Genomic DNA, 26036 nt, shown 5'->3' with positions numbered 1-26036 from the left:
AGGTTCACCAACTTTTTAAAGACATAGTTGCGCTTTATGGTGTAATGTAAAACGATTATGAAGTTCTGGCTTGAATTGTTCCTTTGATTTTTTTAAAAAGAACTTCGCTGCATCTTCAGTTTGTTTTAAATATAAGTCAATACTATCTCCTTCACACAATTGGTTATATTCTTCTTGAGAAAGTACTGCAATATTTATCTCTAGTTTGTTATTCGTTGCAGTTTCAATTATTACATCGTACCAATAATAATTAGGCTTTCCTGGGATTTTGATATCTTGTAGGGAAACGCAAAATTTAGCTCCCCCTTCTGTAATATGTTTAAGGACTAGTTCTGGAGTTTTAAATGCTTCTCTTGCTGAGAGCACTCCCCCAGTAGTTGTTGCAAGTTGTAAGTTCATTGTCATTTTCCACTTCCACCTTTCTCCATACAAAAAAAGGCAAGCGACACCCACTGTAAAAACAGCGTGTGTCGCTTGCCTTAATTTCATATGTTCTGATTTGATTGTAGTTTTGAGTGTTTAGTTCAAATGTTATTCTATCACCTTAAATAATAAAAATCAATAAAATCATATGAAAGTATATAAAAATAAACGATTAATATAATTCTACAAGTTTACGTCTTTTCGGATTAACGTTATTTGCAGCATGTACCATGATCTGTTCATCGGTTGTTATATTTGTATTTTGAATGGATAGAAGTAGTACATTATCATAAGTATCCATCAGTAGAATATCCCTAGGATTTTCACGTTTAGGATAGATAACTACAAGCGGAACGCCTTCATCTCCATCCCTTCTTGAAAACACGACATCATCTAATCTTGCAATCATTCGGTAATCATTTTCATTTCCAAAAATAAAAAAGAAATCTTGAATAGAATCTTTATCTCTCCTGTATGTTCGTCGAAGGCCACCATCTATTGATTCTTTAAACGTTTGAATTTTTTCGACAAATGTGTAACGCCAATTGACATCTTCTACTGTACGTTGAGATAAAGGAAAAAGAATATCTTGTTCCAAGTTTTGATTATCGTCTGTTCCTAGAATGATATCTGAAATAACATCTCCAGCATCTTTCAATGAGCAAATGTGTACATTTAGATTTGGTATATTCATTAATAGTTCATGATACTTCCGCATAGAAAATAATAGATTTTTCATACGTACGTATGGCGGTTCTGCATCTTCTGCAAGGAACATTGATTTGTCGTACATAACAAAGACAACCGTTACATCTTCATTGGTTTTTTTTGTATATTCTATGTACTTCCCTACTTTTTCAACTAAGGTAGAATTGGTTTCTTTACACATATCCATCTCAATATGGATATTTTTATTTTGATATGAAATATGTTCATCAGGAATCAAGGCCAATTGGTTGTCCTCAATTTTCACATTATTTTTTTGGTAAAAAGAACGAATATCCAATTTATATAATATTTCATTGGTTTGTGTCTTCCTTGTAGTCGCTAAAAGAGTACGGATCATGACCTCACGTGAACACATTGTGTGAAAAGAAGTTGCTCTTGAATAACGTCTTTTTGAACTTTTTTCAGAAATTCTTCCTATTTCCATTAAGAATTTAATTGTCTTTTCTTTTAAGGAAAATAAAGCACGTTTCGTAATACTATCAGCCTTTTTATCTATTCTTTTAGTTAGCATAGCTCCATATTGTGAGTAGCGGTCAAGCTTTGTAAATATGCTAGCTTCAGAACATTCTCTTCCCTCAAATGCACTATATAACTGAGTGATTTGTCTTGTTGTAAGTGCTCTCTTGTAATATAAAACTGTAAAGACAAATATGTCAGCTTCTTTTAAGTGAAAATGTTTTTTGGTACCTGATCTTCTATATTTATACACTTTTCCGGACAATACATACACCTCTTATATTGAATTAAACTTAAATTAAATACTTATTATTTTTAATATACTATTACATTGATGTGATAGTTGTAAAACAAGAAAAAATGAATAAGAGATTTTTATCTTTAGAGATACCTCATTTTGTACATCGAAGTTGAGATGATAACTACTCTTATAAATCTCTTATAAATTATTGATTTATAAGGCTCTATTAAATTCTTTGTTTTGTTAGGACGAGCTACTACTAGACACCTAACAATAGTTATAATGAAATTCCATTTATAAAATAATGTTATGACGTCCTAACATTTATTAGATAGTAAAAATATTATTTTAATTGATTAAAATTATTCAAGAATTATAAAAAGGCTTATTGATACTAAAGAGTAATTTTCTCTATCTTTAACTCGAAATTCAACTTTTTATATGTGATGAAGCACTCTTTTCGAATTCTGATATTGGCTCAATTTAAAATTCCAAATTTTTCTTTTAGTTGTTTTTTTATTGTATAGAATCACAAATTCACTTAGATAAATATTATTAATTGTTTCTACCAAATCAAAAATAAGTTAGAAATATGTCTACAGGTACTTAACATATAGGTTTTAGTCACTTGAACTACTTCCCCTTTTGCTTCGTTGAAAAGGAGTAATCCTAACTGAAAGGATAATATTAACCAATTGTTAATTTTATGTAAGGTTATAATTGCTATCATCATTTCTACTACATTACAAAAGTTTTTATTGTAATGTAGTATCACTTTGATGTTAATAAGATGAGATCTCACTTTTAATAATCTAGTTTGAAGAAATGTTTCTTTTTCATAGTAGTAATGTGATTGTTAGCCTACTACTTTTAGAATGTCACAGTTGATTTATCTTAGTATTCTCTTTTTAATATGTTGAATATTGAGGGTATTGATGCTGTTTATATGAAATTAACAACCTCTTCTACTGGTTTTCAAGGAATGAATGAAATTGACAAGGAATTGAATTCAAATGAGGAACAGAGGGTGATTTTTCTTATAACATATATAATAATGTGAACGAACAAGTACTAAGTGAAGAACAGTGCATTAACATAACATTAACAATGAGCGGTCTTATAAGTAAAAAATCCTGTTAAAACAGCTAGTTAATAAAGCAAACCTTAGTGTGAATTGCTATAAGAACGTCTTGAAATCTCCCTAGTAATATAAATACACACGACCAATACAAAATGTTAGAAAATTACAAAAATTGAAGCTGGATTATGTAAGCTGTATAAATACATCTTATATAAAAGTTGTATATAAGAGACTTATATACAACTTTTATGTTAATTGGATAATAAGATTTTTGTTTTAATATTGATATAAAAGCATTTTTTTATACATCGTATATATAAAACTTATATATACGATGTATAAGTTTTTCTTGGATTTTTATATTGAAAAAATAGGCGATTTTTAATCGTTTTTTTGAAATTTTAATCTAGATTTTTTAATGATCTTTGTTGAAATGTAAATCACATGAAATTTAAGATTGATATAACATGTATACGCATTATATATACGTCGTACATTTAAACCCTTATAAAATATAGATTAATTCTAATTTTATCTTTATAAAACTTATATATAAGTCCTGTATATAAGTTTTATTTATAATGACTTGATATACGACGTGTAATGATGTACTATGTTTCTAGGAATAATTAACCAGTGTTTTAAGGGGGTGACAACTTGAACGAAGTTTTAAGTGAAAAATATCAAACAATCAAGTTTGCAGATGAAGTAGTAAACATGTTTGCTGATATACTTGAACAAGATGAGATACTCTATAGTGTATTTCTATACATAGGAAACATAGTAAATAAACAATTTCAAGAGACGAAGTACATGAGGGGCATATCTATTAATGAAATAGTGGAAAATGTAGTTATTGATAGGAGAGTAAAGAAAAAAAAGGGAAAATCCTATTCATTAGAGGTTGAACGTACGAATATATCTAGACGTTCAGCTGAAATAAGTGTAAGTACGCTATCATCAATGTCTTTAATCTATGAAAAAACCATGCACCCATATAAATTTTTGATCTCAACTTATAGAGGGCAACAAGTACTGATTGAGTTAGGGAAAAGAAAAAAGATAAATAAGGAGAGATAAAATAATGGCAAAAAACTTCTTAAAGAATGAAGTGGCAGTTAAAATGACGATGATCGGTTTTGGTCAAGCTGGTACTAGAATGGTAGATAAATTTGCGGAATATACACATACAGATGGCACAGCAGTATATAATTGCTTAGCACTAAATAGTAATGATGGAGATCTAGCTGAATTAAAAAATGTACCAAAAAGTAATCAAGTTTCACTGAAATTAGGCGGTTTAGGTAAGAACCCTGAGCGTGCAGTAAAAGTCCTTGATTCAAATGAGGAAGCAAAAGAAAAGCTAAAAGAATTTATTACTGAACGTGTAAGACCTTCGGATGAACTTGTTTTATTTTTTGCAGGTTTAGGTGGAGGAACTGGAACTTCTACCATCATTAAGGCTATTGAAGAGTTTTCGGCTTTTCATAACAAGCCAGTAATCAGACAAGAATTACAAAAGGTCGCGCAGTTATATCCAATGGCTGAAATTAAGGCGAATCAGGCAAAGTTTGCAAGAATAGCCTTTGAAAATGCTATTGAGCGCAAAGACTTTATTAAAATGGGGATTGTTGTAACTCTTCCCGTCCGAGCGGATGGGCCTGATGTATTACGACAAGTAAATAAATTTTCACAGGAAATTTGGAAATTAGCAAATGATAAATCAAAAGGTGTAGCATTTGTAGTATTTGCTGATAACCAGCATTTTTACGATGAATTTAAGGAATTAAATGAAAATGAGAAAAAGGGTGTCGCTAATTCACGAGATTATGCAAATCAACGTATTAGTGAAATTATTCATGAGTTAAATACCGCTGCTAATGGATCTGGTACATCTGTAATACTGGATTCTCAAGACTTTAAACGTATTTTACTTGAGAAAACGGGCTGTTTAGTAATTAATAAGGTTTCACGTAATATGAATCAAATAGAAAATAGCCATGCAATTATAGAAATGTTTCAAGAATCATTAAGAGGAAGCTCTTTCCATCCCCCAATTGATTTGATGAAGAAGAACGATGATGGTTCTGTTGAAGCATCAAAAGTACATCATTTTGGTATGCTTGCTATCCTAGATGAGCAAAAGAATATTAATGATTCCTTTATGGATGACGCTAAGGTAGAAGTTTCAAATAATTTACCTATAAATGGCACAGTCTTTAATGGATATTTGGTGAGTAAGAATGATTTCTTAGGAAGTGTATATACGTTCTATAAAACTGATGCATTACCATCGAGATTGTCTAAAGGTTTAGTTGAAGAATTTAATGAGTTTAAAGAAAGACAAAGCCAAATTCAGTATAAAAAGTCTCAAATTAGTACGATTGAAAGTATAGATGAGGATGAAGATTTAGGTTTTGCATTTGGAGATTTTATCGATATGGGTAGTGACGAAGAAAATAATAATGCTGGAGCAAATGAAGATGAAGATCTAGCAGATTTTTTAGATCCAGATAAGATGTTTGGTACTACAAAATAATAAAAAAGTCTGGACTAAGTTCCAGACTTTTTTATTATTCTACTGAATTCATAAGAGATTTTATATGCTCAATAATATTATCTTGTATGTACTGCTCTATGAAGAGTTGTTTTTTACTCAAATCTTCCTCTTTTTTAAACCAGCCTGCTTTTCTAGTACGCTCTTCCTCAGGTTTATTATTCCATAAGCTCTCTGCTTGTTTTCTTAATTCCTGGCGTGCTCTATGCTCAATAATAAAATTATCAAGCCTATCTTGGCGTTGGCGTAATTTTAGCGCTTCTACATCCTCAGGTTGTGGTAACTGCTTTAATATACTCTCCACCTTCTCTTCATAATGAGATTCAATATGTTTTATTTTTTCTTCTAACTGTTTAGTTACCATTTTTTCAATAATTTCTGCAGTAGCTTGAAGGTTTAATTCAGTGGATACCTCATTTGTTTGATGTTCTGGTGACACTGGTCTTAAATCAAACTGGTGTGGTAAAAGGTCAATAATTGCATCTAAAGACCATTTCTCATCCCTTTTCTGCTTTATAAATAGAGCAATTTCAAGGTCTAAAGCATTATAGAGTTTTTCATTTGTATTTTGAGTTCTTAAAGTTTCATGAAGTCCCTTTTCTTCTAGGATATTGAACCAATTATAAACTGTATTATGATGACGTCCTACTAGTTTTGAGAATTCTGTTATCCGCCATGCTTTTTCGAAAACATTATCATCTAATATATCATCATCGTTAATTTGATGGTCTTGTTTTTCATTTTTTTGCTCAATCATTGTAACTACCTCCTCAAAAATCAACTCATAAACAACTAATTATAATTAACATGTGAGCTGAAATTAACATGTTAGCTAGTATTTCGATAATATTTGTAAAAATTCCTACCAATCCAGTGAATTACATGAAATATGAAATTAACATGTAAACATATACTTGTTAACAAAACATTAACGTTTGGTATAAAATTCAGTTGAATTAGTAACTTTATTACCAATTTGAAATGTATAATTGGTAATGTTTTGTTAATGGGAATATATATATTATGTTAGTAGCACTACTGATAGTTGCTATGAGATTAACAAATTAGGCTACTTAATATTAATGATAAGGAAATAAAGCTATTTTGTAAATAAGTTATAAGGATATAATCCAGGTATATAACGGAAAATACACATAGTAACGTCCAAAATGTAATTATCATGTATAAAAACTAGTAAAAAGTAAATAATGTTAATGTAGATTTAGCATTGTTCAATAAACAAAACGGTATTTAAGGATATAGGAGCACAATCATAATACTTCGAAGAGGTTCGTTCCTACCCCCTATTTACTTGCTACGGATCTACTTATGTATATTAATTTAGTATAGAATGTACAATTTAAGCTGTATATTGCATGTCATGATAGAAATTTATGTAGTCAGTATCAACAAAACGATCTTTATCAGTATTTAAGAACAAACTGAGCCCATGAATTAACATTGATATAAAATGCGACATTGACATGAAATCAACACTAAAACAACCTTCTAACAACACACAAGCGCATATTGTTAATGTTTTGTTAACTATAATGGACATATTAACCCTATGTTTACATGTTGATCTAAAAAGATTACCTTTTAACATGAAATGTGAATCGTAAACGAAGAATTTTATGGGGAATTTTGAGGAAGTTTTTAAGATACTAAAGTTTGATTTAGAATAATCCTGATGATGTGATTGACATGTTAACCAAAATTAGATAAGTATACTTCGAATATCCATAAAGATAACATTGACATGAAATAAGAAATCGCTATGAGATTAATATAACATTAACAAAAGCCATTCAAACTAAGGACGGATCATCCTAATTGTTAATGTCATGTTGATCAGAGATAGAAACTACCATTTAGACTTAGAGATACTAGTTATTCTAATGGGTGTTTATGACTTAAACCTCTTAAAAAGTTAATAAAAGTAATTGGTAATAAAATATAGCATGCGCTGGTTTGCTAGTTGTTACATTCCATTAACTTAAATGTAGATCTACCAAATAGTTTTGCGTTGATTTATATCTGGGTATCATCAGAGTGATATAACATCTTAAATATTGATATGAAATTAACATCTACACATTTTCTTTTCGTTTCATATCAATATCAATTGATATGTCAATCTCAATCATAGGCATTAGTGTTAGTTAATTGTTTGTATAACATTAACAAAAGCTACTCAAACTAAGGACGGATCATCCTAATTGTTAATGTCATGTCGATCAGAGATAGAAACTACCATTTAGACTTAGAGATACTAGTTATTCTAATGGGTGTTTATGACTTAAACCCCTTAAAAAGTTAATAAAAGTAATTGGTAATAAAATATAGCATGTGCTGGTTTGCTAGTTGTTACATTCCATTAACTTAAATGTAGATCTACCAAATAGTTTTGCGTTGATTTATATCTGGGTATCATCAGAGTGATATAACATCTTAAATATTGATATGAAATTAACATCTACACATTTTTGTTTCATTTCATATCAATATCAATTGATATGTCAATCTCAATCATAGGTATTAGTGTTAGTTAATTGTTTATATGACATTAACACGTCTGGGTTGTGTACTTCAAATTGTGTTGAAAATTAAATGGAGATAGATTTTCTTATAAACCTTCTTGATCAAGGAGGTTTATAAAAAGAATGGTGTAGCATATTTGAAATTTAGTTATAAATAGCAGTTGTAATGTTCAGGTATAAGACTTATTTAATTGGGCATACTATAAGTATGAGTTCTTTTTTATGATAAAAAGTGCAGCTAATATCTTTATAATCTATAAATATAGATTGTAGTTTTTATAGTATTTGAGTGGAAGAAATGGTTTTGAAACTTAGCTTTAATAGAAATGATTTTGTACATCATTCAAATTTAAGTATGCGCAAACTAAAAGTCATTTTAATTCTTACGAGGAAAACATGGTATGGATGTATATTCATCATTTGCATGCTTTTTTGTCTAATAATTAAATTAGGAACTCAAAAGTTATTTTATAATCTTTGTTTGCGAAATATGTAATTAATAAGTTGGCTTAGGTATGAACTGGATGGGTTAGTTTAACTTATATTCATCTCTCAATATGTAATTTCATATCAATGTCAACTGAACGTGTTTGTACTACCTTACTGTTTACATAACATTAATATGTTTTAGTTGTTTGCTGTTAGTTATGCTATGAGTACTATAAAGATTGTTTTGTATCTAAAGTTCTCTAAGTAAGGAATATATTAAATGAATGGTTTTTTACTTTTGAAATTTAGTTGTAAATATAAATCGAAATTTTGGTATGAAAACCCTGTACTTAGATATACTAATAGTATTAGCTGAATTAGGTGATTAAATGACATATGCAAAAAAAGAAAAAGGTTAATCAATTAGAAGCATTATTTTTGTGAGTTTAATTAATAGTTGCGAAGTAGTATTGACATTTAGATATTATAGAGATAATCTTATACATAAGTTTTATTGTTTAAAATTAATATACGAATCGAGAGATATTTAATTCTTGCTAAACGGACACACCGAGGGCATATACCTGCCATTGGTGTGTCTTTTTTTATTTAATAACTAGAAAATGATAAGGAGAGTATTAAAGAATGAATGAAATTATTAGTGAAAGTAAAAGAAGATTTGATAAATATTGTAAAGATAATCAAGTTTTTGAGGAGAGAATTAATTCTCTTATTAACTACTATTTTTTACTGCTTGCTGATCGTGTAAACATTTTACAAGATAGAGAATTTAATAACGAGGTCGAAGAGAAGCAATTTAAAAGCAGTCTCAAAAGATTTGAAACATTATTCCCAGCTGCTGCTAAGAATGCATTTCTAAAAGGATATCAGCTTGGTTTAGAGTTTTTCAAACATCCAGAGACAGTGATTCCGGATTCGCTATTTACAAATCCTAATTTTGTACAAGATATTCCTTTTGCAATTGTAAATGCAGCGGAATTTAGCATTTATGAATTAGTTCGAACGGATGAAACACAAGAATTTAGTGTATTTGCTGTTCGAACGTATGAAGGCATTAAACCCATAATGGAGCAAGTGTTTTGTGAAATTGCATTGTTTGGTGCGGAAATTGCATTTGAGCATGAACGTGAGGAAAGAGGACTGAAAGTAGTAGAAGGAAAAACAACTACATTTACAAATGTTCCAGTAGATCGTTTATTTACAATTACTCCATCTGTAGCTGCTAATGTTGTGCATGCAGACGGTCGTTGTGAAATCTGGAGTCTAAACTGGAATACGAAATTAACTTTAGATAACCCTTTTATTGAATTAGCACAAGTAACCATTGTTTACAAAGACAAGACAGAAATACAAAAAAATCTTCGAGATGGATTTATATATGAACAAAGTTTATTTAGTGCGGTACCGTTAGAAGAAATCGAGGATCGTTTAGAGGTTAGAGTCAAATACAACCTTATTGATAATATGCCATGTAATTTGGAGGGATTTGAAATAGAATCACTTCTCACCGAACTATTAACAAAAATACAAAACGCAACAAAAGTGCCTTTTGAAAACATGCTATTACTTTAAAGTGATTTTCTATCAAAGAGGAGTTTTTCATAATGAAAAAGATTGTATTAGCTATTAGTGATACTGTGTATACGGCATATTTACGTGAGGATTTTGTTGGTGCAGGATTTGAAGTGGCTGATAGTGATGTCATGCACATAAAGTATTTAGATGAAATTCTAGATACGGAGCAACCTGATATTCTATGTATTAATGACAAACGATTAAATATTGATGCGGGACACGAAGATAAGCGAGAATTAATTATTTTACAGAAGTTAAGAGACATTCGCTTTCAGCGGGATATTCGCATTGTAGTATTTACAGAGCGTGAAAATAATGATGAATTTTTAGCGAAACTGATTTATCTAGGTATCTATGACATTTTTAACTCTCGTAAAATTGACATTGATAATAAAGTCATCCCGCAGCTGCTACAGGAATCGGATATTAAAAATGTAGTGGAAATTGTAGGAACAAGTCAAGCACCGCAACAAACAAAGGTGCCCAAGGTTCTTGTTGATGAGGAAGAAGAGAAAGTATCAAGTGAATTAGAGGAAGGTGGCAAAAATGAACCTTCTTCTAAATCCAATAAACTATTTAAAAACAAACAAAATCGTAAGTCTATTCAGAAGGAAACGTCAAAAGCGCCAATTATTAAAAAACAGTATAAATTGGCTTTTGAGCCAGTATATGAAAAACAAATTGGTATTGCTATTCCAAGACGAACAATTGTTGTGGCCAGCATGAACAGGAGAAGTGGTGCCACTTTTGTTTCACATCTTTTAGCCGCTTACTTAAATGAACTACAGATTGATGTGAATTATATAGAGAACTTATATGATGATGGTTATACGTATCCGTTATTAAAGGGATATACAGAAGCGCCAGAAAACTATCGTAGTGAATTTATGTTGCAGCGATATAAAGAGATGCTACAGAAGGAATCTGATATATTATTAATTCCAAAATGGAAGCAAGGAAGAATAAATTATATTGTAAAGAATCCTATAGTTGACCAAGAGCTGAAAAACGAAACAGAGCAGGACTTCGACCATTTTATTAAGGTTTTATTGGCCAACCAAGAAGCACCTATATCTATTATTGATGCAGGGAGCGATTGGGATAAAGATTTATACCATGAGATATGTGAAATGGCGGATTACATATTCTTTGTAGCGGAACCAGATCTGCATCAATTGCTAAAGATAGCGCATCCTCTTACACAAAAAGAGAGAAAGCTCGTTTCTTACTTAGGTTTAGAGAAAGTGAGGATCATTGGGAATAAGTTTTCTCCTGTACTTTTAAAGCATGAAATAGTAGAAGAATGCTTTGGAGATAAGGTATTAACTGCTTTACCACCATATGAAATAGAAGATGTGTTCGAGTCACAATTGAATAGTAGTACGTTACTATCAAGTCGCAACTATTATAAAGAGTTAGAAGGAATAATGAAGGAAATAGCAGAGTTATTGCTGCCAAATCAATTGTTGAACCCCAAAAAAAGTTCTATTTTAAGCGGATTTCGATTTCGAAAGTCTGAAAGTTAAGGAGGATGAAGAGGAATGCAAAAGTTTATTGTTGCAGCAAGTATGTTGCTGTTATTTGTAGGTTGTCTATTCTTTGTAACTGATATGGTGATTGGAGATACAACACATACTGATAATAAATCGTCTTTAGAAAGGGGAGGCGAGATAGCTGTGGCTAAGTCTGTAAAAGTTGGTACTCTGCGTGCAGAAGAAGAAATAGCTATTGATCCAGAAAAAGCGAAACAAGAGTTTGAAAAGGCGTATAACGGTAATGCGGATTTTAAAGATCCCGCTTCAAAACGTAACTTCACTGTACATGATGTACAGGAAAAACCAGCAATGATTGCTGTCGAAGGTGATGTAGAAGCTGCTAGTTATTTTAAGCAATTTGATGAAAAAAAAGAAACGATAAAGAGTAAAGCGAGAAGTATTATTATTTATGATGCGAATGAAAAAGAAAAACAATTAGGTGGAAACGTAAAATAAAGAAAAAGAGTAGGTGCATTAAAAATGCAAAATACAGTAACTACGGCTCTATTCCTTACCTTTTCTTTATTATTAATTAGCCTTTTACCCGAAGGCGTTTTGTATGGAATACAGTTAGTGAAAGCACATAACTTTGCTGCTGATATAGTAGAAATCGCAGAAAATAAGGGTGGATTTCAATATGATTATAATGGAAAAAGGGTGGATTTAGTCCCTGGGATAGAGAAAAGAATGAAAGAAGAAAAGATGGATGGATGGAAGTATGAGTATACAAAGGGACGCATCGATCATAATCAATCCCTTTCTTTTAAGGTGAAAGCAGAACACCATTTCTTCATATTTAAGCTGATTGGTGTAGATGGCATAAAAGCTCCGATATGGGCGAGTAAAGAGGGATTGGGACAAGTATATTTTAAGTAATGAAAATTCTAAGATTTGTACTATAAAAGACTATGCTGAAAAGTATAGTTTTTTTGCCAGGAAAATATACCTATATAGAACAGAAGTTATAAAAAAATTAATTAATTAATTTATATGTTAAATTATCTGGATTTTACGTTTAAATTAGGTACAATAAAAGAATCTATGAAAAACTAATATATTTGGAGGAACAAACAATGGCTAACAAATTTTTAAAAACAGCAACAGCATTAACAATTATGGGTACATCATTACTAGGAGCAGGAGCATTTACTGCTAAGGCTGATAACACAGATTCACTAAAGTTCAATGATGTTCCAGCAAATCACTGGTCTACAAAAGCAATTTATGATTTAACAAATCGTAAAGTAGTGCAAGGGTACGGAAATAATATCTTTGGCTTTGGTGACAATGTAACTCGTGGGCAAGTTGCTCGTATGATTTATATGTACGTAAAACCAGCAGATGCAGATGCTAGCTTCAAAAATCCTTTTACTGATATTAAAGGACATTTGTTTGAAAAGGAAATCTTAGCACTTGCTAAAGCAGGACTTGTAAATGGATTTGGTGATGGGAAGTATGGTCCAGATGATATTTTAACTCGTGAACAAATGGCACAAGTACTTACAAATGCTTTTAAATTTAAGGCAACGAAAACAACAAAATTTGCAGATGTTGATAAAAATTCTTGGTCTTACGGTGCAATTAGTGCATTAGAGGAAAATAGGGTTACAATTGGTACAGGAGATAATATGTATTCTCCAAAAATGTTTGTAACACGTGAAGCGTATAGTCAATTCTTATATAACTCTATTAATGCAGTTGAAAAAGAAACAAAACCAGAAGTGAAGCCAGATCCAAAGCCTGAAACAAAACCTGAAGAAAAACCAGAAGTGAAGCCAGATCCAAAGCCTGAAACAAAACCAGAGGAAAAACCAGAAGTGAAACCAGATCCAAAACCTGAAACAAAACCAGAGGAAAAACCAGAAGTGAAGCCAGATCCAAAACCTGAAACAAAACCAGAAATTAATTTACCAACGAATTTAGACAAAGGTTTAACTACAGAAGATATTACTTATAATCCAGTTGCTATGAACGATCCAATTGCTCAGAAATCTATTTCTACAGAAGCGCAAAATCTTATTAAGAGTGTGAATAGTAAACACGGCACTAATCTTAAATATGCAGATTTAAATGGAACTATTAGAATACTTGATAAGAATATGTACTTACCAGCAGGTACAATAGGTGCTCAAGTTTACATTGATGCAAATAATGAAGATGATTTTAAAATTATTTTCCTAGACAATAATGAGGCGACTATTGAATTAGCTAAAAAATGGGTTGCTATGTTAAATTCAGCTTTAGTTTTAGATAAAGAAATCCAGGAAACAGTAGATGCTCAAGCGATTAATAATTATGAAAAAGGTAAATATAAAATTCGTGTAGGTCACTCTACAGCAGAACACATGATGTATGTAGAAGTAGAGCCTAAGTAATCATTTAGTGTTTACAGTCGAAATGCATTATTGTATAATTTTATAAGATTAATATAAAGATAAATACGTAAAGGACAAACCTTACGTACCTTACCAAGGTACAGGTTTGTCCTTTTTTGCGTTTAAGGAGGAGAATTTTATGAGAATGCGAAATAGGTTGTTCTTAACTTGTACCTCTTTAATGTTAGCATTGCCGTCAGTAGCAAGTGCATCGAATAATGACATACCTTTTTTCGATGGTAGTAAAAATTCGCTATTAAAATCTGATGAATTGCAATTAAAAGGTAGTTTACTTAGACCAGGAAGCGATTATAAAGCAGTAGATTTTGCATATAAAGCTGATTTGCATTATCCAGCTGTCTACAATGGATCATTCAATTGGGAAAATCCAAGAGAAAATCTAGTTCAAAATGAAGACTTATCAGATCCGTATGTACGAATTTCAAATGATGGGTATGTCAACAGTTCAGTCATAGTTGGGGATAGAATGGTAACAGAAGTTGAACGAGTTACAAAAACTGTTGTTAAAGATAAATATTGGGGAGAGCCGGATTTTGTTTTGAATAACATGAAGAAACATAATATTAAAAGATTAGATGGCCCTAATAAAACTCTAGGAAAGTTTTATTGGATACGAGACATTGCCTATCTCTCTGGCGGATATGCAGGGGCTAGTGGTGTAGATGGTGTGAATAGGTATAGCTTGTGGTATGTGCGTACAAGTAAACCTCAAATAAAAGATTTTAAAGCTACGAGTGGGAAAAAAGATATACCCGTAAAATTTAAATTTAACGGTTTTGAATATGTAAGTAAAAATAAAGGATACAATGACCGAGATCCTAATGGAACAACAGTAAACCCTTATCAAAAAGCTGCTGGAGAACGGAACCGAGTTAAATGGATGTTAGATATTACAAAAGATGGCGAAACCGTGTATCATCAAGAAAATTATCTGCGTTCAATTCCACAAAAAGATAATCAAAAACCAAATGAAGGTGATGCAGGGCAATTTAAGTCAGAAGAACTAAGGTGGCAGCCACAAATGTGTGGTCGATATACTGCGAGAATTAAAGTACTTGATGCTGTTCAGAGGGGATCAAACGAGGAAACTGTTGATTTCACCATAGATGGTAACTGTGGTACTGAAGTAACACCTAACCCAGATCCAGGCGATAAAGATGACTTTAAATATAAAATTGACTTTTCTAGTGATAGAATTGAAGGAAAAACAGCAAGAGAAGGAAAGAATATAAAAACAAGGGTAGATGTATCACGTGATAATTTTAAACCAGAGCGTGATCAATATAGAGCAAAGGTAAATAACAATATTAATAAGTCTCAACAAGAAGTAAATAGCTCTGAATTGGAAAGAGATAGCGCTCAATCTAGTCTAAGTTATTGTCGTCGTAATCCTATCCATGAAGTAGATGCAGAAGGGAATGACCACTACTATGACAAGGATTGCTCTTGGGAAGAAAATAAACTAGATAGTGCGGCAAGTAAGCTAGATAATGCAAGACAGAAACTAGAAAAAGAGAAGAATAAAATTAAAAAGTTAGATGTATTAGAAGAAAAATATAAGAATCCTGAAACAGTAGTTGTGTTAAAACATAACGGACAACAAGTATCATCACAAAAGGTAAAATTAACTGAGGGAGAAAGGAAAACCTTGAACCTTGACTGGCAACATAAAGGGAAAGGAACAATTCAGTTAGAAATTAACCCTGATGGTAATCGCATAGACATAGAGGAAACTACGTATAAAAATAATCCTATTAAAACCGCTATCTATGAGCCTTCAAAAGAAAAGGCAATGTGTGGTGTAACGAGTGTGAAAGGTGTAGTAGAGACAGTAGGTGAACGTGTGTCAAAAGAGGATACGGTGGGAGAAATATTCTATGAAACACTAAGTGGAAGTATAGATAATTTGGCACCATCTAAGTTTCATTCTGGCTATGGGTTTTCGTATGAAGTAAACGGAACATATAAAAATCAGTGGAATGAAAATTATCCTGGTGTATTTGCAAAAGCAACGGCACAATATCCGTTTGCTGATGAGGGATTAAAATCTAAACAAGATTTAGAATCTAAGAAAAATATAGGTTCTATATCAAGTTTTTCTCCAAAAAATATGTATCTATCGGAGAAAACGGGCCATGTCTTTGATAGTAAAAGACCAACGAAGTCTTTATACTGGGATGGACAAGAGAAAATCATTGATGGTGGGCAAAAATGGTATACCCCAATGAAGACAAAAGATGGTGTATATACCTTTAATGTAGAAACAGCTCCAGCAGGCATCAATGAAATGAGTCTATGTTTAATTGAGCAAGTAGAGATTAAAGGTGTTGCGTATGATGATTTCATAAAAAGAAGAGTATTTCCTGACGATCCATTCCCTGGAGGAAGTGGAGTTGGTTGGAATTGGGCTGGTAAGGAAGATGTACTTTATAAATTAACAGATTGGTATTATATGAGAAATAGGAAATGAGAATAAAATATAGTATAATTAGATGAATCGACACAATAAGATATCCTTCTTAAACTAGTAGCTGAATGGATAAACCAAAGGCACATCCCTTAATGGGATGTGTCTTTTTTCGTAGAAAGGGGAAGTTTGAATGGATAAAAAGAAAAAACAACGTATGAAATGTGTAATTTTTATTGGAATTATCGCAATGATTGTATCGTTATATATTGGAAGCGAATTTCAAGATCGGAATGGGAAAGGTTATGCTCCTGCAAAGTATTTTGAAACAGGAACAAAATTGATTTCCTTTTAATAATAATTTTGTCTCTTTCATCAACTGTCGTGAAAAGTATTTCCATGCGAGCACTTCTTTTCTCCATAAAATGAAAAAGAAAGAATAGCAACCGACCACCTTGGAATATTCAGTTGCTTTAGATTAATTACAACATATTTTCGGGATGCTTAATAGGTTAGAAACCTTGTTATAACAGAGTTTTTGGAGGTTTTTTAATTTATGATTACGTGTTTTTAAATAGAAAAAACAGATATTTTTTAGAAATGATTGACATGAAACTATATATATCATAATATTAAGATTGTAATATTAAAGAAAATAAATCCAACATTTTCATATAGACTTTAGATTAGCTAAAAGGACACACCTAAGGCGCATTATGCCATAGGTGTGTCCTTTTTTTGCGTTTAAAGGCTACATAAGGAGGAATACAAACATTGAAGCCATCTAAGTTTCAAAAGAAGCAGATTGCTGCGGTAGGTTTAGCTGCTGCAACAGTAGCGGGTATCTATGGGTACAATCATTTCGCAGTCGAAAATGCAGTAAAACCAACAAAGATTGTTGTAGCCGCAAAGGATATACCTGCGCATACAGAGATTAAAGAAGACATGCTAGTGGAACGAACATTACCTGGTGATGGGATTCCTCCAAATGCATTACGTGTAAGTAAAAAAGAGGTTATAGGTAAGTGGACAAATGATGGGCAGCCCATCACCGAAAATAGCTATCTTTTTAAAAATAAAGTAGTAAAGAAAGAGGAGTTACCTGACTCTGCAATTTTAAATTTGAAAGATGGAGAAGTTGCATTCCCGTTACTCGTTGATTTGGAAACAAGTTCAGGTAATAGTATCATTCCTAACACGTATGTGGACTTATATTTTAAGCAGATTGTGAAGGACGGGGACAATGAGAAGGTAGTATTCGGTGGTCTTTTCCAACGTGTACGTGTTACGGCTGCAAAGGATAGCAATACAGAAGATGCATTTGTATTAGAAAAGAAAGAATCAAAAGAGGAACAAGAAGGAAAACAAAAGCCAAAGGTAACGCGATTATATACACTGGCTGTTTCACCTGAACAGCTTCAATACTTAAATCGTGCAAAAACACTTGGAGATGTAATTCCTGTTGCAGTCGGACAAAAAGTAGAACAAACAGGGAAAGAACTAGAACCAGCTGAAGGATTCTCGCAAATATCTGATCAAAAGAACATTTTAGACTATGTAGAGAAGCATTCGACCAATCCAATTTCTAAAAATGTAAAAGAGTATGTAGCGCAGTATCTGAACGGATCTAAGTAAGAAAGGAGTTTTTAGGATGGATCGGCAAGTAAGAATTATTGCTTTTTATGCCACAAATGAAAACGTAGGAAAAAGCACATTAAGTATTACGATGGCAAATGAGTTAGCTCATCTAGGGAAAAAGGTGCTTTATGTAGAAGCGGACCAAGTAAGACCAAGTTTTGCAATTGGAACTGGTCTTAGTCATGAGAGTAAAAATATCCTAGAGCTTGTAAGAAAAGAATATGAATATAATCTTTCGCAGTATATTTGTACCAAGCGAGATTTATTAGAGAAAAAAGTGAATCCAAGGCTGATGCAAAAATTGCACGATAAAATGGATTTTCTGGTATTTCCATCAGGTTATAGTTTAGCTCAATTCCCTGAGATTCAAAACAAAGAATTGTTTGTAACGACATTTATCGAATCACTTGTAGACACAGAATATGACTACATCATTTTATCGGTACCAACTGAATTATCAGAGATACTGAGTTATCCAATCCTATACCAATCAGACATTGTTGTTCATGTGCTAAATGGCAACCCTCGTGGTGCGCTAGCAATTAAAAGAGAATTACAACTAATAGAAGAAGCAAAGCTAACATTGCCTTGTATGATTCATGTTTTAAATATGGGAGATGAGGACTATGTAGAAGATATTGAAAGGCTTTCTTCCCAAAAGATTGCGGTCACAATTCCGTATGACAGAGATCGTACGAGTTATGAATGGGGGATGCAATTTGGTTCCCCGCAAATTAATGCTAAGGTCCATCACATTATGGAAGCAGCTGGTCTTAATATTCCATCCCAGCAATCCTCTATGAAAAAGGGTCTCTTTGGTTTACGAAATTAAAAAGGAGGCAGGTAATATGTGGGGCTATTTACAGGGAAAACAAGTTACCTTAAAGAGAAATCGAGTGGATTTATATCACTTTGGTTATATGATTCGTTCCAAATCAGCTCGAAAGTTAGGAACAACTACAGCTCAACAAATTAAAGACATTACAGATGAAATTCGTGCATTTTTAGTAAAGGAACATCGTGATATCTTAAGTGAATCCTTTATGAATAAAGAGAGAAGAACAGGTGTGGAGCAAATTATTAAAAGCTTTTTACTAAGCAATCAAGTCGTTGTTTCAGATGTACCTTCTGAACAGTTGCTAAATATGGTGTGTGACGAAATTGTTGGATTTGGGATTATAGAACCTTTAAAAGAAGATAAGGATGTAACCGATATTTATATCAATGGCACAAAAGAAATTATTTACGAAAAAATTGGAGAGGGAGAATGTACATTTCCTTACCGATTTGAGACGGAAGAAGAAGTGAAAGCTCTAGCTTATAAGATGGTAAACAGTACATCAGAGTCATTAAATACAGCAAAGCCGTATGTGGACTGCGTATTTCCGTATATACGTATCAATATTGCGTTAGATGAACTTGGGGGACTCGGAACAACGATAACGATTCGTAAGAATGCGGATCACCTTCGTGCTTCTGAAGAGCGGATGTTATCTACCAATCAAGCATCGAAAGAAATGTTGAACTTTTTGGCTGCAGCTGTGAAAGCCAAAATGAATATTTTAGTTGCTGGAGCTACGGGTACAGGGAAATCAGAGTTTATGAAATATCTTGCTTCTCACATTCCGAAAGGAAAGAAAAAAGAACGTACTCTTGTAGTAGAAGATAACCCTGAATTATATTTGCATCGCATTTTTCCAGAACATCATTTTGTTCCGATGCAGTGTAGGGCATCGGAAGTAGAAGAAAATACAATCGACTTTGATAGATTGTTAACAAATGCTTTACGTCAAGGGCCAAAGCGATTAATTGTAGGGGAATCGAGGGGGAAAGAAGCGTTAAAAATGATTAACTTTTTCCAAACAGGACATCCTGGTTTCACCTCTGTCCATGCAAGAAGTGCAAAAGAAGCAGTTAGGCGTTTAATGCTTATGTGTCTGCAAAGTGGTGCGAATATTGATGCCCAGTATTTATATGAATTGATTTCACAGACATTTGATGTAATTGTCTTTTTGGAAAAGAAAGATGATGGAAATCGTTATATTACAGAGATGATTGAACTATTGGATTATCAGGAAGATATACAGTTTAATCCATTGTCTCAGTTTATGCCAACATATGAGAAACAAGATGAAATGAATGAAAGAATAGGGAAAATTCATGGCCAACATATTATTACAGGAAGAATATCAGCTGATATGGAGAAGAAATTCCGTTCTTCTACTGTAAATCCAGCTCTTTATGCACCATTCCTTTCAAAACGGGAGGTGCAATATGCATAGTTTATTAGCCTATGGATGCATATTCTTGATATTTATTAGTGTAGTATTGCTCGTTTTACTTTTTGCAAAATCTAAGGGTTCTGCTCTTTCTCAATTTGTACAAGAAAACGAGAAAGAAGAAAGGCGCTTGGAATTAAGGGATATTAAAGGGATACGGATGTATTTGCCACAATCCGTTATCCAAGAAGCCCAAAAGTACGAGTGGAAATTGACAAAAAGCATGTACTGGGTATATACGATTCTTTCCGGAATGAGTATTGCAGCAGTATTCTATTTTTCCTTTGGTAGAGATCCTTTTACACTGGTTACTGTTTTATCTGGATTTTTAGTTCCAAGGTTTCTTCTTTATCGAAGAAAAAAACGTTACTACTTGATTGTCATTGACCGTCTTTCTATCTACATGAAGGCAGTAGCAAATGCACTTCAAATTAGTAACAATGCAAAACGGGTGTTAGTTCAGGTGAAACCAATGATGCATGAAAGCATTCAAGAAGAAATAGAAAAAGTTTCTCTTTTATTAGAAGGTGGAACCACAATGCATCGTGCATTTAGAGGATTCAATGAAACGTTTAACTTTAGAGAATTGGTTTTCTTCCATGAAATGTTGGAAGTGTGCAGTCGAGAAGGTGGAACAAATTCAGTACAAGTCTTACTAGATATTGCAGAAGATTTTGAAAAACAAAAACTATACCTGGCAAGATTGCGTTCTAGTTTGTCGCAAGCACAACGTGCTTTTGTACAGAACTGCTTAATCGTCATCGCTATGCCGATTGTTATTATGTTGATGTCAAAAGAAGCATATGGATTTTTAGCAGGTTCTATGATGGGGAAAATCGCGTTATCGGTAAATATGTTAATTGTCTTTTTCTTAGCAACCCGTGTAGAAAAGATTGCAAATTATAACCCAACAGAAAGAGGGGAATAAGGTGGCTACGATTTTAGCTGTAGTAGTATTCGTTGTCATGTACTGGGTATTCTCTACCTTTCTACAAAGTAAAAAAGATAGCGGTAGCTTACTTACGAACTATGTAGAAAATGCAAAACGAATTGAAAAGAAGAATTTAAATCAAATGATGCTTGCTCCCTTCCAGTCGTTATCACATAAGTATCTGACAGAAGAAAAGAAAGAGCAGATCCAAAAAAAGTTAGAAGAAGCTGGCTTGGATACGAAACCAGAAGAATATCTGAAAATGAAGGTTGCATATCCCATCATTTTCACCTCTGTTTTCTTAATATGTACTGTGTTTCATGATTACTATTTATTTAAAGCGGGCGTTTTGATTTCACCACTGCTTTATCTCTATCCTGATTATCTATTAAAGAAAAGAATCAAGCAGGCGATAGAAGCAAGGAAGTTCGAATTACCAGAGTATCTAATTCCTATGCTGCAGTTGTTAAAAACACATACAACATTAGAAGCAGTAAAAAAAGCGCAGGTATATGCCGGGAGACACCTTCGACCGTATGTATCTACACTTACAGCGGAATTAGAAATGTATGCGGGTTCAGATCAACCATTTAGAAACTTTGCGGCAGCCTTAAATAGTCCAGAAGTAAATACCTTTACGATTGCATTGCAACAAGCACAAAAAACGGACAAGGTACAGAGTCTTCGTATTATGGATGCACAGATTAAAATGATGCGTGAGTTAAAACATGAGAACTATAACCGTCTCATTCAAAATAAGCCAATGGAAATGAATAAATTTAACGTTGCAGTTATTGGATGTATTGTGATTTATCCAATGGTTATTGTTATTCAATCTTTAATGCAAGGATTTGCAAGTTTATAGAAGACATTATCAAAAATGGAATAGGTAAAGGAGCAAAATATATGTTAACGAAAATGAAGAATTGGTTAAAAAATGAAGAATCACAATTATCATCAGAAAATGGTATGTTAATCGCCTTGGCGGTCATTATCGTATTAGTGATTGGCCCGTTTGTATGGAAAGCGATCCAAGGTGGTTATGATACGATTCTAGCTCGGTTCACAAAAGCATCAAGCAATGCAGATGTGAATTCTTGGAACAAGTAATAGAAGTTTTAGATTAATGATTTTTTTACGTATAGCTCAAATAAATGGATAAGGGAGATTCAATCATGTTAGCAAAAATGAAAAATTGGTTAAAAAACGAGGATTCGCAACTATCATCAGAAAACGGCATGTTAATTGCCTTAGCGGTCATTATCGTATTAGTAATTGGCCCGTTTGTATGGAAAGCAATCCAAGGTGGTTATGATACGATCCTGGCAAGATTCACAAAAGCATCAAGCAATGCAGACGTAAATTCTTGGAATAAGTAATAAAAGATTTAAATAGATAAATTTTTATTTTAGTAAATTCTAAAAATTCTTATGTATAAAGGAGATAAAATTCAATGTTAGCAAAAATGAAGAATTGGTTAAAAAATGAGGATTCACAGTTGTCATCAGAAAACGGAATGTTAATCGCCTTAGCGGTAATTATTGTGCTAGTAATTGGGCCATTTGTATGGAAAGCAATCCAAGGTGGGTATGATACAATTCTAGCTCGATTCACAAAAGCATCAAGCAATGCAGATATAGATTCTTGGAATAAAAAATAAATATAAAAATAAACGAGGGGGCTACTCTAAAAGTGGTTCCCTTTTTTACACAGCATTTTTTATGAAATTAAGAGGGGAGTAAAGAAAATGGGTCTGTATATTGTGGGATTATTACTAAGTTACATGTTCCTAAATGTATTTACTGATTTGAAATATAGAAAAACGAAAAATATATGGCATCTATTATTCTTAATTGTCGGTATAGGAATCACGTATTTTGCCGGAATAAGAACAGGAAAAGAGATTGTAATTGTACTAGTTATGGCCTTAGCATGCGGTTTATTGCTAGAGACGTTTAAATTCTCTTCACCCGGTGATACGAAAATGCTTGTGGTGGTAGCTTTATATGTTAGTAATGTAGTAGAAGAATCGGCTATGCTTACCGCAATTACATTAACAGCTTTCCATTTACTATTCTTTTGGATTGCTAGTGTTTATCGATTAATTAAAATTTTAGGATTTTTAGGAGCGATTAAAGACCAATTAGAGCATGCTGCTTCTATATTTGGGGCAAAACTACCAAAGAAAGAAATACAGCTAATACAAAGCTTTCCAGGGGCTTGTTCTATTTTATTAGGAGCAATTGTGTATATTACTTTCACTATTTATCAAAACGGAGGTATGTTAGCTTGAATAGTAGAATCATTCATCAAAGAGAAACGTATATTTATTTTACGATATTCGCAATAGTAGGGGTACTTATTGCAAATATGTTTATTCATATGGTGTTTATACTAGCGTATCCGTTACTTATCGGATTAATTGTACAGGTTGTTCTGCTTCAGAAGATAAAAAAACCTTTTTATCGGAGTGGAAAAGAATTAACGGAACAGTTAAAACTAAAAAATATATTTCTAGTAGAATCAAACATTTTAGGAGACGAAGAAGGAACTGTCTATGAGGTGCATCAAATGCCTTTTTCATTTTCGAATGGATTAATTAATAAAGATAAGAGTTATAAAGTCATAAAACAAGAGTATGATAGAAAAGTTAAAGAGGATTTAACGAAAATTGCAAAATGGCAAGTTACAACAAGAGCTAGACTAGTTACGACAACACATTTTCGTTTATATACAATTTGGCAGAAAAATAGTACCGGTTATCAATTGAAAAAAATTGAGGAGTGTGTTGACCCATACGCCAAGATGAACCTTATACAATGGATGATTGCTTCATTTTGTACGACTGGTCGTATTAAGTACGATAAGAAACCAAAAGAGTGGGCAAGCTATGAATGGATTACTCTAAGGTAAATAAAAAAGACAGAAAATAATAAAATGTACCCTATAGAATTGACACTCGAAAAAATTCTATAGGGTACATTTTACATTGTATGTGTTTTTTCTCTTTGTATAGTTTTTCAACAAAAAGGGCGCTTTTAAAGGCGCCCAATGAACAAGATTTATATAAAAAAGGTGCACAAGATATGGTATGTATGCTTCTTAAAATTGGTGCAGATTTAATACAAAATCCTTATTTGAAAACAAGAAGCCCTAGAGTTAGGGCTCTAGGGCTTCTTGTTTTGGTATTCTCACATGGTTTTTCAAAAAGAATAGAACATATTGAAGATAACATGTGAATGTTTCATAAATGTATCAAAAAAGTGAAAAAAATTGCTATTGCAGAAGAAGCAGAAATGAAGTATCTAATACGTAAGTACCTGAAAGGTATTATTTCCAGTGGATAAAATGCGCATGGAGCACCTAATCATTATTTTATCAGAGGAAAAGAATATGTTATGAACTTGGTTGAATGAAAAAATGAAAATTTTACTTTTAGAGTGAAACTAAACAAAAACGCTATTTGACACAACAAAGCAGCTAGCTGAAGTAGCTAACTGCCTGCTGTAAATACTATTCCACATGAATACGCAAATTGTAACCACAAGTTACAGTTATAGTATAAACAGAGTTGAAAATGTTATGCAGGAAAGAAAACTAAATAAAAACTTCATTTTATACAATAAAACAGCTAGCGTGATTAGCTAGCTGTCCTGGTAAGAAAAGAAAACGGTGCTTATTAAATGTTGCTTTTGTAATTGCGAGTTACAGCTATAGTATGAACAGAGTTGAAAATGTTATGAAAAAATAAACTAATAAAAATTTCATTTTGTTGAAAAGGGGAATTGATATGGATTTTGTAAAGCTTGAAACACAAGAGCAGTTTGAACAGTTGCAAAAAAGTGACGTTGTAATTGTGAAATGGAAACAAGGGTCAAGACAGTACAAGGAGTTAGGAGAAATCACACAGCATGCTTCTTGCACAATTAATCGTATAAATGAATTGATTTTGAATGTATGTAGAAATGATTATTTGTCCATCAATAATTATTTAACAGGAAGATCATGGGCAGAAGAAGTTTATGTAGTGAATCCATAAAAAGAGCAGCTAGCAAAAGCTAACTGCTCGGTTCTCCAAGGGGGAACAAGGAGAAAGTAACTTAATGGGTTGTCTACAGTATTGACGGAATATTGAGTTTTATTCAGGGGATTTATTAATTATGTAGGTTACATAAGAAGCCCTATTAACATCCAAGCTGCCCCGATTAGAATTAAAATTTCGAATGTAATCCAAAATTTTCTCTTTTCTGGTTTTTGAAATTTTTTAATTACAGAAAATACGGCACTTATTCCTACAAGAGTGAAAAGAGCAATTCGGATTGTATCATTCATGTGTATCACCACCTAAGATTTGAATAGTTTAATTATAATGAAGATGATGTTTTATTTAAAGGTTTTGATTTAAACGATGGAATACAGGTTAAATACTTCAGTTTTTATAAGTTCTTAGTTGAACAACTTGGAAGGTATGGGGAGATAAAAGAACTGATAGAAGCTGGTAAAATAGAAGATTATAATTCTCATGGTTTTGGTCCGAGCATGCAGAAATTAACAGCTATGATAGTTAAAAGAAAAGAAATAATAAACAGGGATGAAATTAGTAGACCTGATTATTTAACGATTGAAAATATAACTGAAGTATTAACTGCATAATTAATTCAAAGCATCCAAAACGGGTGCTTTTTTCTTTGTTATATAGAAATTACACATTAAACGTATCTAAATACTGTTTTAGGTATAACATGAATCGACATCCAACATCCAATGGTACAGATAACGGATATTTTTCTATTTA

25 protein-coding genes are annotated in these 26036 nt (G+C 32.4%); 21 read left to right on the top strand and 4 right to left on the bottom strand.

The features are described 5' to 3' along the window. Positions 1-15 precede the first annotated feature (15 nt). Together ACTJJY_RS23785 and ACTJJY_RS23780 are read right to left on the bottom strand one after the other, a co-directional pair. Positions 16-489, bottom strand: coding sequence for a hypothetical protein (locus tag ACTJJY_RS23785; RefSeq protein ID WP_440606711.1), 474 nt, complete (start codon positions 487-489; stop codon positions 16-18). Positions 490-595: 106 nt separating this feature from the next. Then, complete coding sequence (locus tag ACTJJY_RS23780) at positions 596-1873, bottom strand: replication-relaxation family protein (protein ID WP_440606710.1); 1278 nt, start codon at positions 1871-1873, stop codon at positions 596-598. Positions 1874-3587: 1714 nt separating this feature from the next. On the opposite strand from ACTJJY_RS23780, the gene ACTJJY_RS23775 reads away from it, so the two are divergent. Both ACTJJY_RS23775 and ACTJJY_RS23770 read left to right on the top strand, forming a co-directional pair. Then, complete coding sequence (locus ACTJJY_RS23775) at positions 3588-4010, top strand: hypothetical protein (protein ID WP_001006726.1); 423 nt, start codon at positions 3588-3590, stop codon at positions 4008-4010. A gap of 4 nt (positions 4011-4014) precedes the next feature. Then, positions 4015-5469, top strand: a complete 1455-nt coding sequence (locus ACTJJY_RS23770; protein ID WP_440606709.1) for a cell division protein FtsZ — start codon at positions 4015-4017, stop codon at positions 5467-5469. 34 nt (positions 5470-5503) lie between these two features. Here ACTJJY_RS23770 and ACTJJY_RS23765 read toward each other — a convergent pair whose 3' ends face one another. Continuing rightward, positions 5504-6244, bottom strand: a complete 741-nt coding sequence (locus ACTJJY_RS23765; protein ID WP_000572533.1) for a MerR family transcriptional regulator — start codon at positions 6242-6244, stop codon at positions 5504-5506. Between the two features lie 2860 nt (positions 6245-9104). Here ACTJJY_RS23765 and ACTJJY_RS23760 point away from each other — a divergent pair. The 19 genes from ACTJJY_RS23760 to ACTJJY_RS23670 all read left to right on the top strand — a co-directional run bounded on the left by ACTJJY_RS23760 (position 9105) and on the right by ACTJJY_RS23670 (position 25280). Then, positions 9105-10052, top strand: a complete 948-nt coding sequence (locus ACTJJY_RS23760; protein WP_440606708.1) for a hypothetical protein — start codon at positions 9105-9107, stop codon at positions 10050-10052. A 32-nt stretch (positions 10053-10084) separates the two neighbouring features. After that, complete coding sequence (locus ACTJJY_RS23755) at positions 10085-11581, top strand: hypothetical protein (RefSeq protein WP_252210130.1); 1497 nt, start codon at positions 10085-10087, stop codon at positions 11579-11581. 15 nt (positions 11582-11596) lie between these two features. Continuing rightward, on the top strand, positions 11597-12046 hold the full coding sequence (locus tag ACTJJY_RS23750) for a hypothetical protein (RefSeq protein WP_001168898.1): 450 nt from the start codon (positions 11597-11599) through the stop codon (positions 12044-12046). Between the two features lie 24 nt (positions 12047-12070). Further along, positions 12071-12466: a DUF4320 family protein gene (locus ACTJJY_RS23745; protein ID WP_001181726.1), complete on the top strand. Its 396-nt coding sequence runs from the start codon at positions 12071-12073 to the stop codon at positions 12464-12466. Positions 12467-12663: 197 nt separating this feature from the next. Continuing rightward, complete coding sequence (locus ACTJJY_RS23740; protein WP_440606707.1) at positions 12664-13965, top strand: S-layer homology domain-containing protein; 1302 nt, start codon at positions 12664-12666, stop codon at positions 13963-13965. Positions 13966-14104: 139 nt separating this feature from the next. After that, complete coding sequence (locus ACTJJY_RS23735; RefSeq protein WP_440606706.1) at positions 14105-16456, top strand: hypothetical protein; 2352 nt, start codon at positions 14105-14107, stop codon at positions 16454-16456. A 130-nt stretch (positions 16457-16586) separates the two neighbouring features. After that, positions 16587-16748, top strand: a complete 162-nt coding sequence (locus ACTJJY_RS23730) for a hypothetical protein (protein WP_000358414.1) — start codon at positions 16587-16589, stop codon at positions 16746-16748. 419 nt (positions 16749-17167) lie between these two features. After that, positions 17168-18028 carry a Flp pilus assembly protein CpaB gene (cpaB, locus tag ACTJJY_RS23725; RefSeq protein WP_064531684.1) on the top strand — a complete coding sequence of 287 codons (861 nt, stop codon included), beginning with the start codon at positions 17168-17170 and terminating at the stop codon, positions 18026-18028. Between the two features lie 16 nt (positions 18029-18044). Beyond that, positions 18045-18863, top strand: a complete 819-nt coding sequence (locus ACTJJY_RS23720; protein ID WP_440606705.1) for an AAA family ATPase — start codon at positions 18045-18047, stop codon at positions 18861-18863. 16 nt (positions 18864-18879) lie between these two features. Then, positions 18880-20313, top strand: a complete 1434-nt coding sequence (locus tag ACTJJY_RS23715) for a CpaF family protein (protein WP_440606704.1) — start codon at positions 18880-18882, stop codon at positions 20311-20313. Beyond that, positions 20306-21238 carry a type II secretion system F family protein gene (locus tag ACTJJY_RS23710; RefSeq protein ID WP_440606703.1) on the top strand — a complete coding sequence of 311 codons (933 nt, stop codon included), beginning with the start codon at positions 20306-20308 and terminating at the stop codon, positions 21236-21238. The genes ACTJJY_RS23715 and ACTJJY_RS23710 overlap by 8 nt, the downstream gene beginning before the upstream one ends. A 1-nt stretch (position 21239) precedes the next feature. Then, positions 21240-22106 carry a hypothetical protein gene (locus tag ACTJJY_RS23705; RefSeq protein WP_440606702.1) on the top strand — a complete coding sequence of 289 codons (867 nt, stop codon included), beginning with the start codon at positions 21240-21242 and terminating at the stop codon, positions 22104-22106. 41 nt (positions 22107-22147) lie between these two features. Further along, positions 22148-22351, top strand: coding sequence for a hypothetical protein (locus ACTJJY_RS23700; RefSeq protein ID WP_065230088.1), 204 nt, complete (start codon positions 22148-22150; stop codon positions 22349-22351). 65 nt (positions 22352-22416) lie between these two features. After that, positions 22417-22620 (top strand): hypothetical protein, encoded by a 204-nt coding sequence (locus ACTJJY_RS23695; protein WP_000879955.1) that lies wholly within the window; start codon positions 22417-22419, stop codon positions 22618-22620. A 74-nt stretch (positions 22621-22694) separates the two neighbouring features. Continuing rightward, on the top strand, positions 22695-22901 hold the full coding sequence (locus ACTJJY_RS23690; protein WP_000879952.1) for a hypothetical protein: 207 nt from the start codon (positions 22695-22697) through the stop codon (positions 22899-22901). Between the two features lie 87 nt (positions 22902-22988). Next, complete coding sequence (locus ACTJJY_RS23685; protein WP_098836892.1) at positions 22989-23534, top strand: hypothetical protein; 546 nt, start codon at positions 22989-22991, stop codon at positions 23532-23534. Further along, positions 23531-24154: a hypothetical protein gene (locus tag ACTJJY_RS23680; RefSeq protein ID WP_440606701.1), complete on the top strand. Its 624-nt coding sequence runs from the start codon at positions 23531-23533 to the stop codon at positions 24152-24154. The genes ACTJJY_RS23685 and ACTJJY_RS23680 overlap by 4 nt, the downstream gene beginning before the upstream one ends. 95 nt (positions 24155-24249) lie before the next feature. Further along, entirely contained in the window at positions 24250-24480 is a 231-nt protein-coding gene (locus ACTJJY_RS23675) for a hypothetical protein (protein WP_141528479.1), read from the top strand. A gap of 551 nt (positions 24481-25031) precedes the next feature. Beyond that, on the top strand, positions 25032-25280 hold the full coding sequence (locus ACTJJY_RS23670; RefSeq protein ID WP_088020023.1) for a hypothetical protein: 249 nt from the start codon (positions 25032-25034) through the stop codon (positions 25278-25280). A gap of 128 nt (positions 25281-25408) precedes the next feature. Here ACTJJY_RS23670 and ACTJJY_RS23665 read toward each other — a convergent pair whose 3' ends face one another. Beyond that, positions 25409-25573 (bottom strand): hypothetical protein, encoded by a 165-nt coding sequence (locus tag ACTJJY_RS23665; protein WP_440606700.1) that lies wholly within the window; start codon positions 25571-25573, stop codon positions 25409-25411. Positions 25574-26036: the final 463 nt, after the last annotated feature.

This window comes from Bacillus sp. 22475, assembly GCF_052044835.1.
GTDB classification, from domain to species: domain Bacteria; phylum Bacillota; class Bacilli; order Bacillales; family Bacillaceae_G; genus Bacillus_A; species Bacillus_A cereus.
This window is presented reverse-complemented; position numbering and strand designations above follow the sequence as displayed.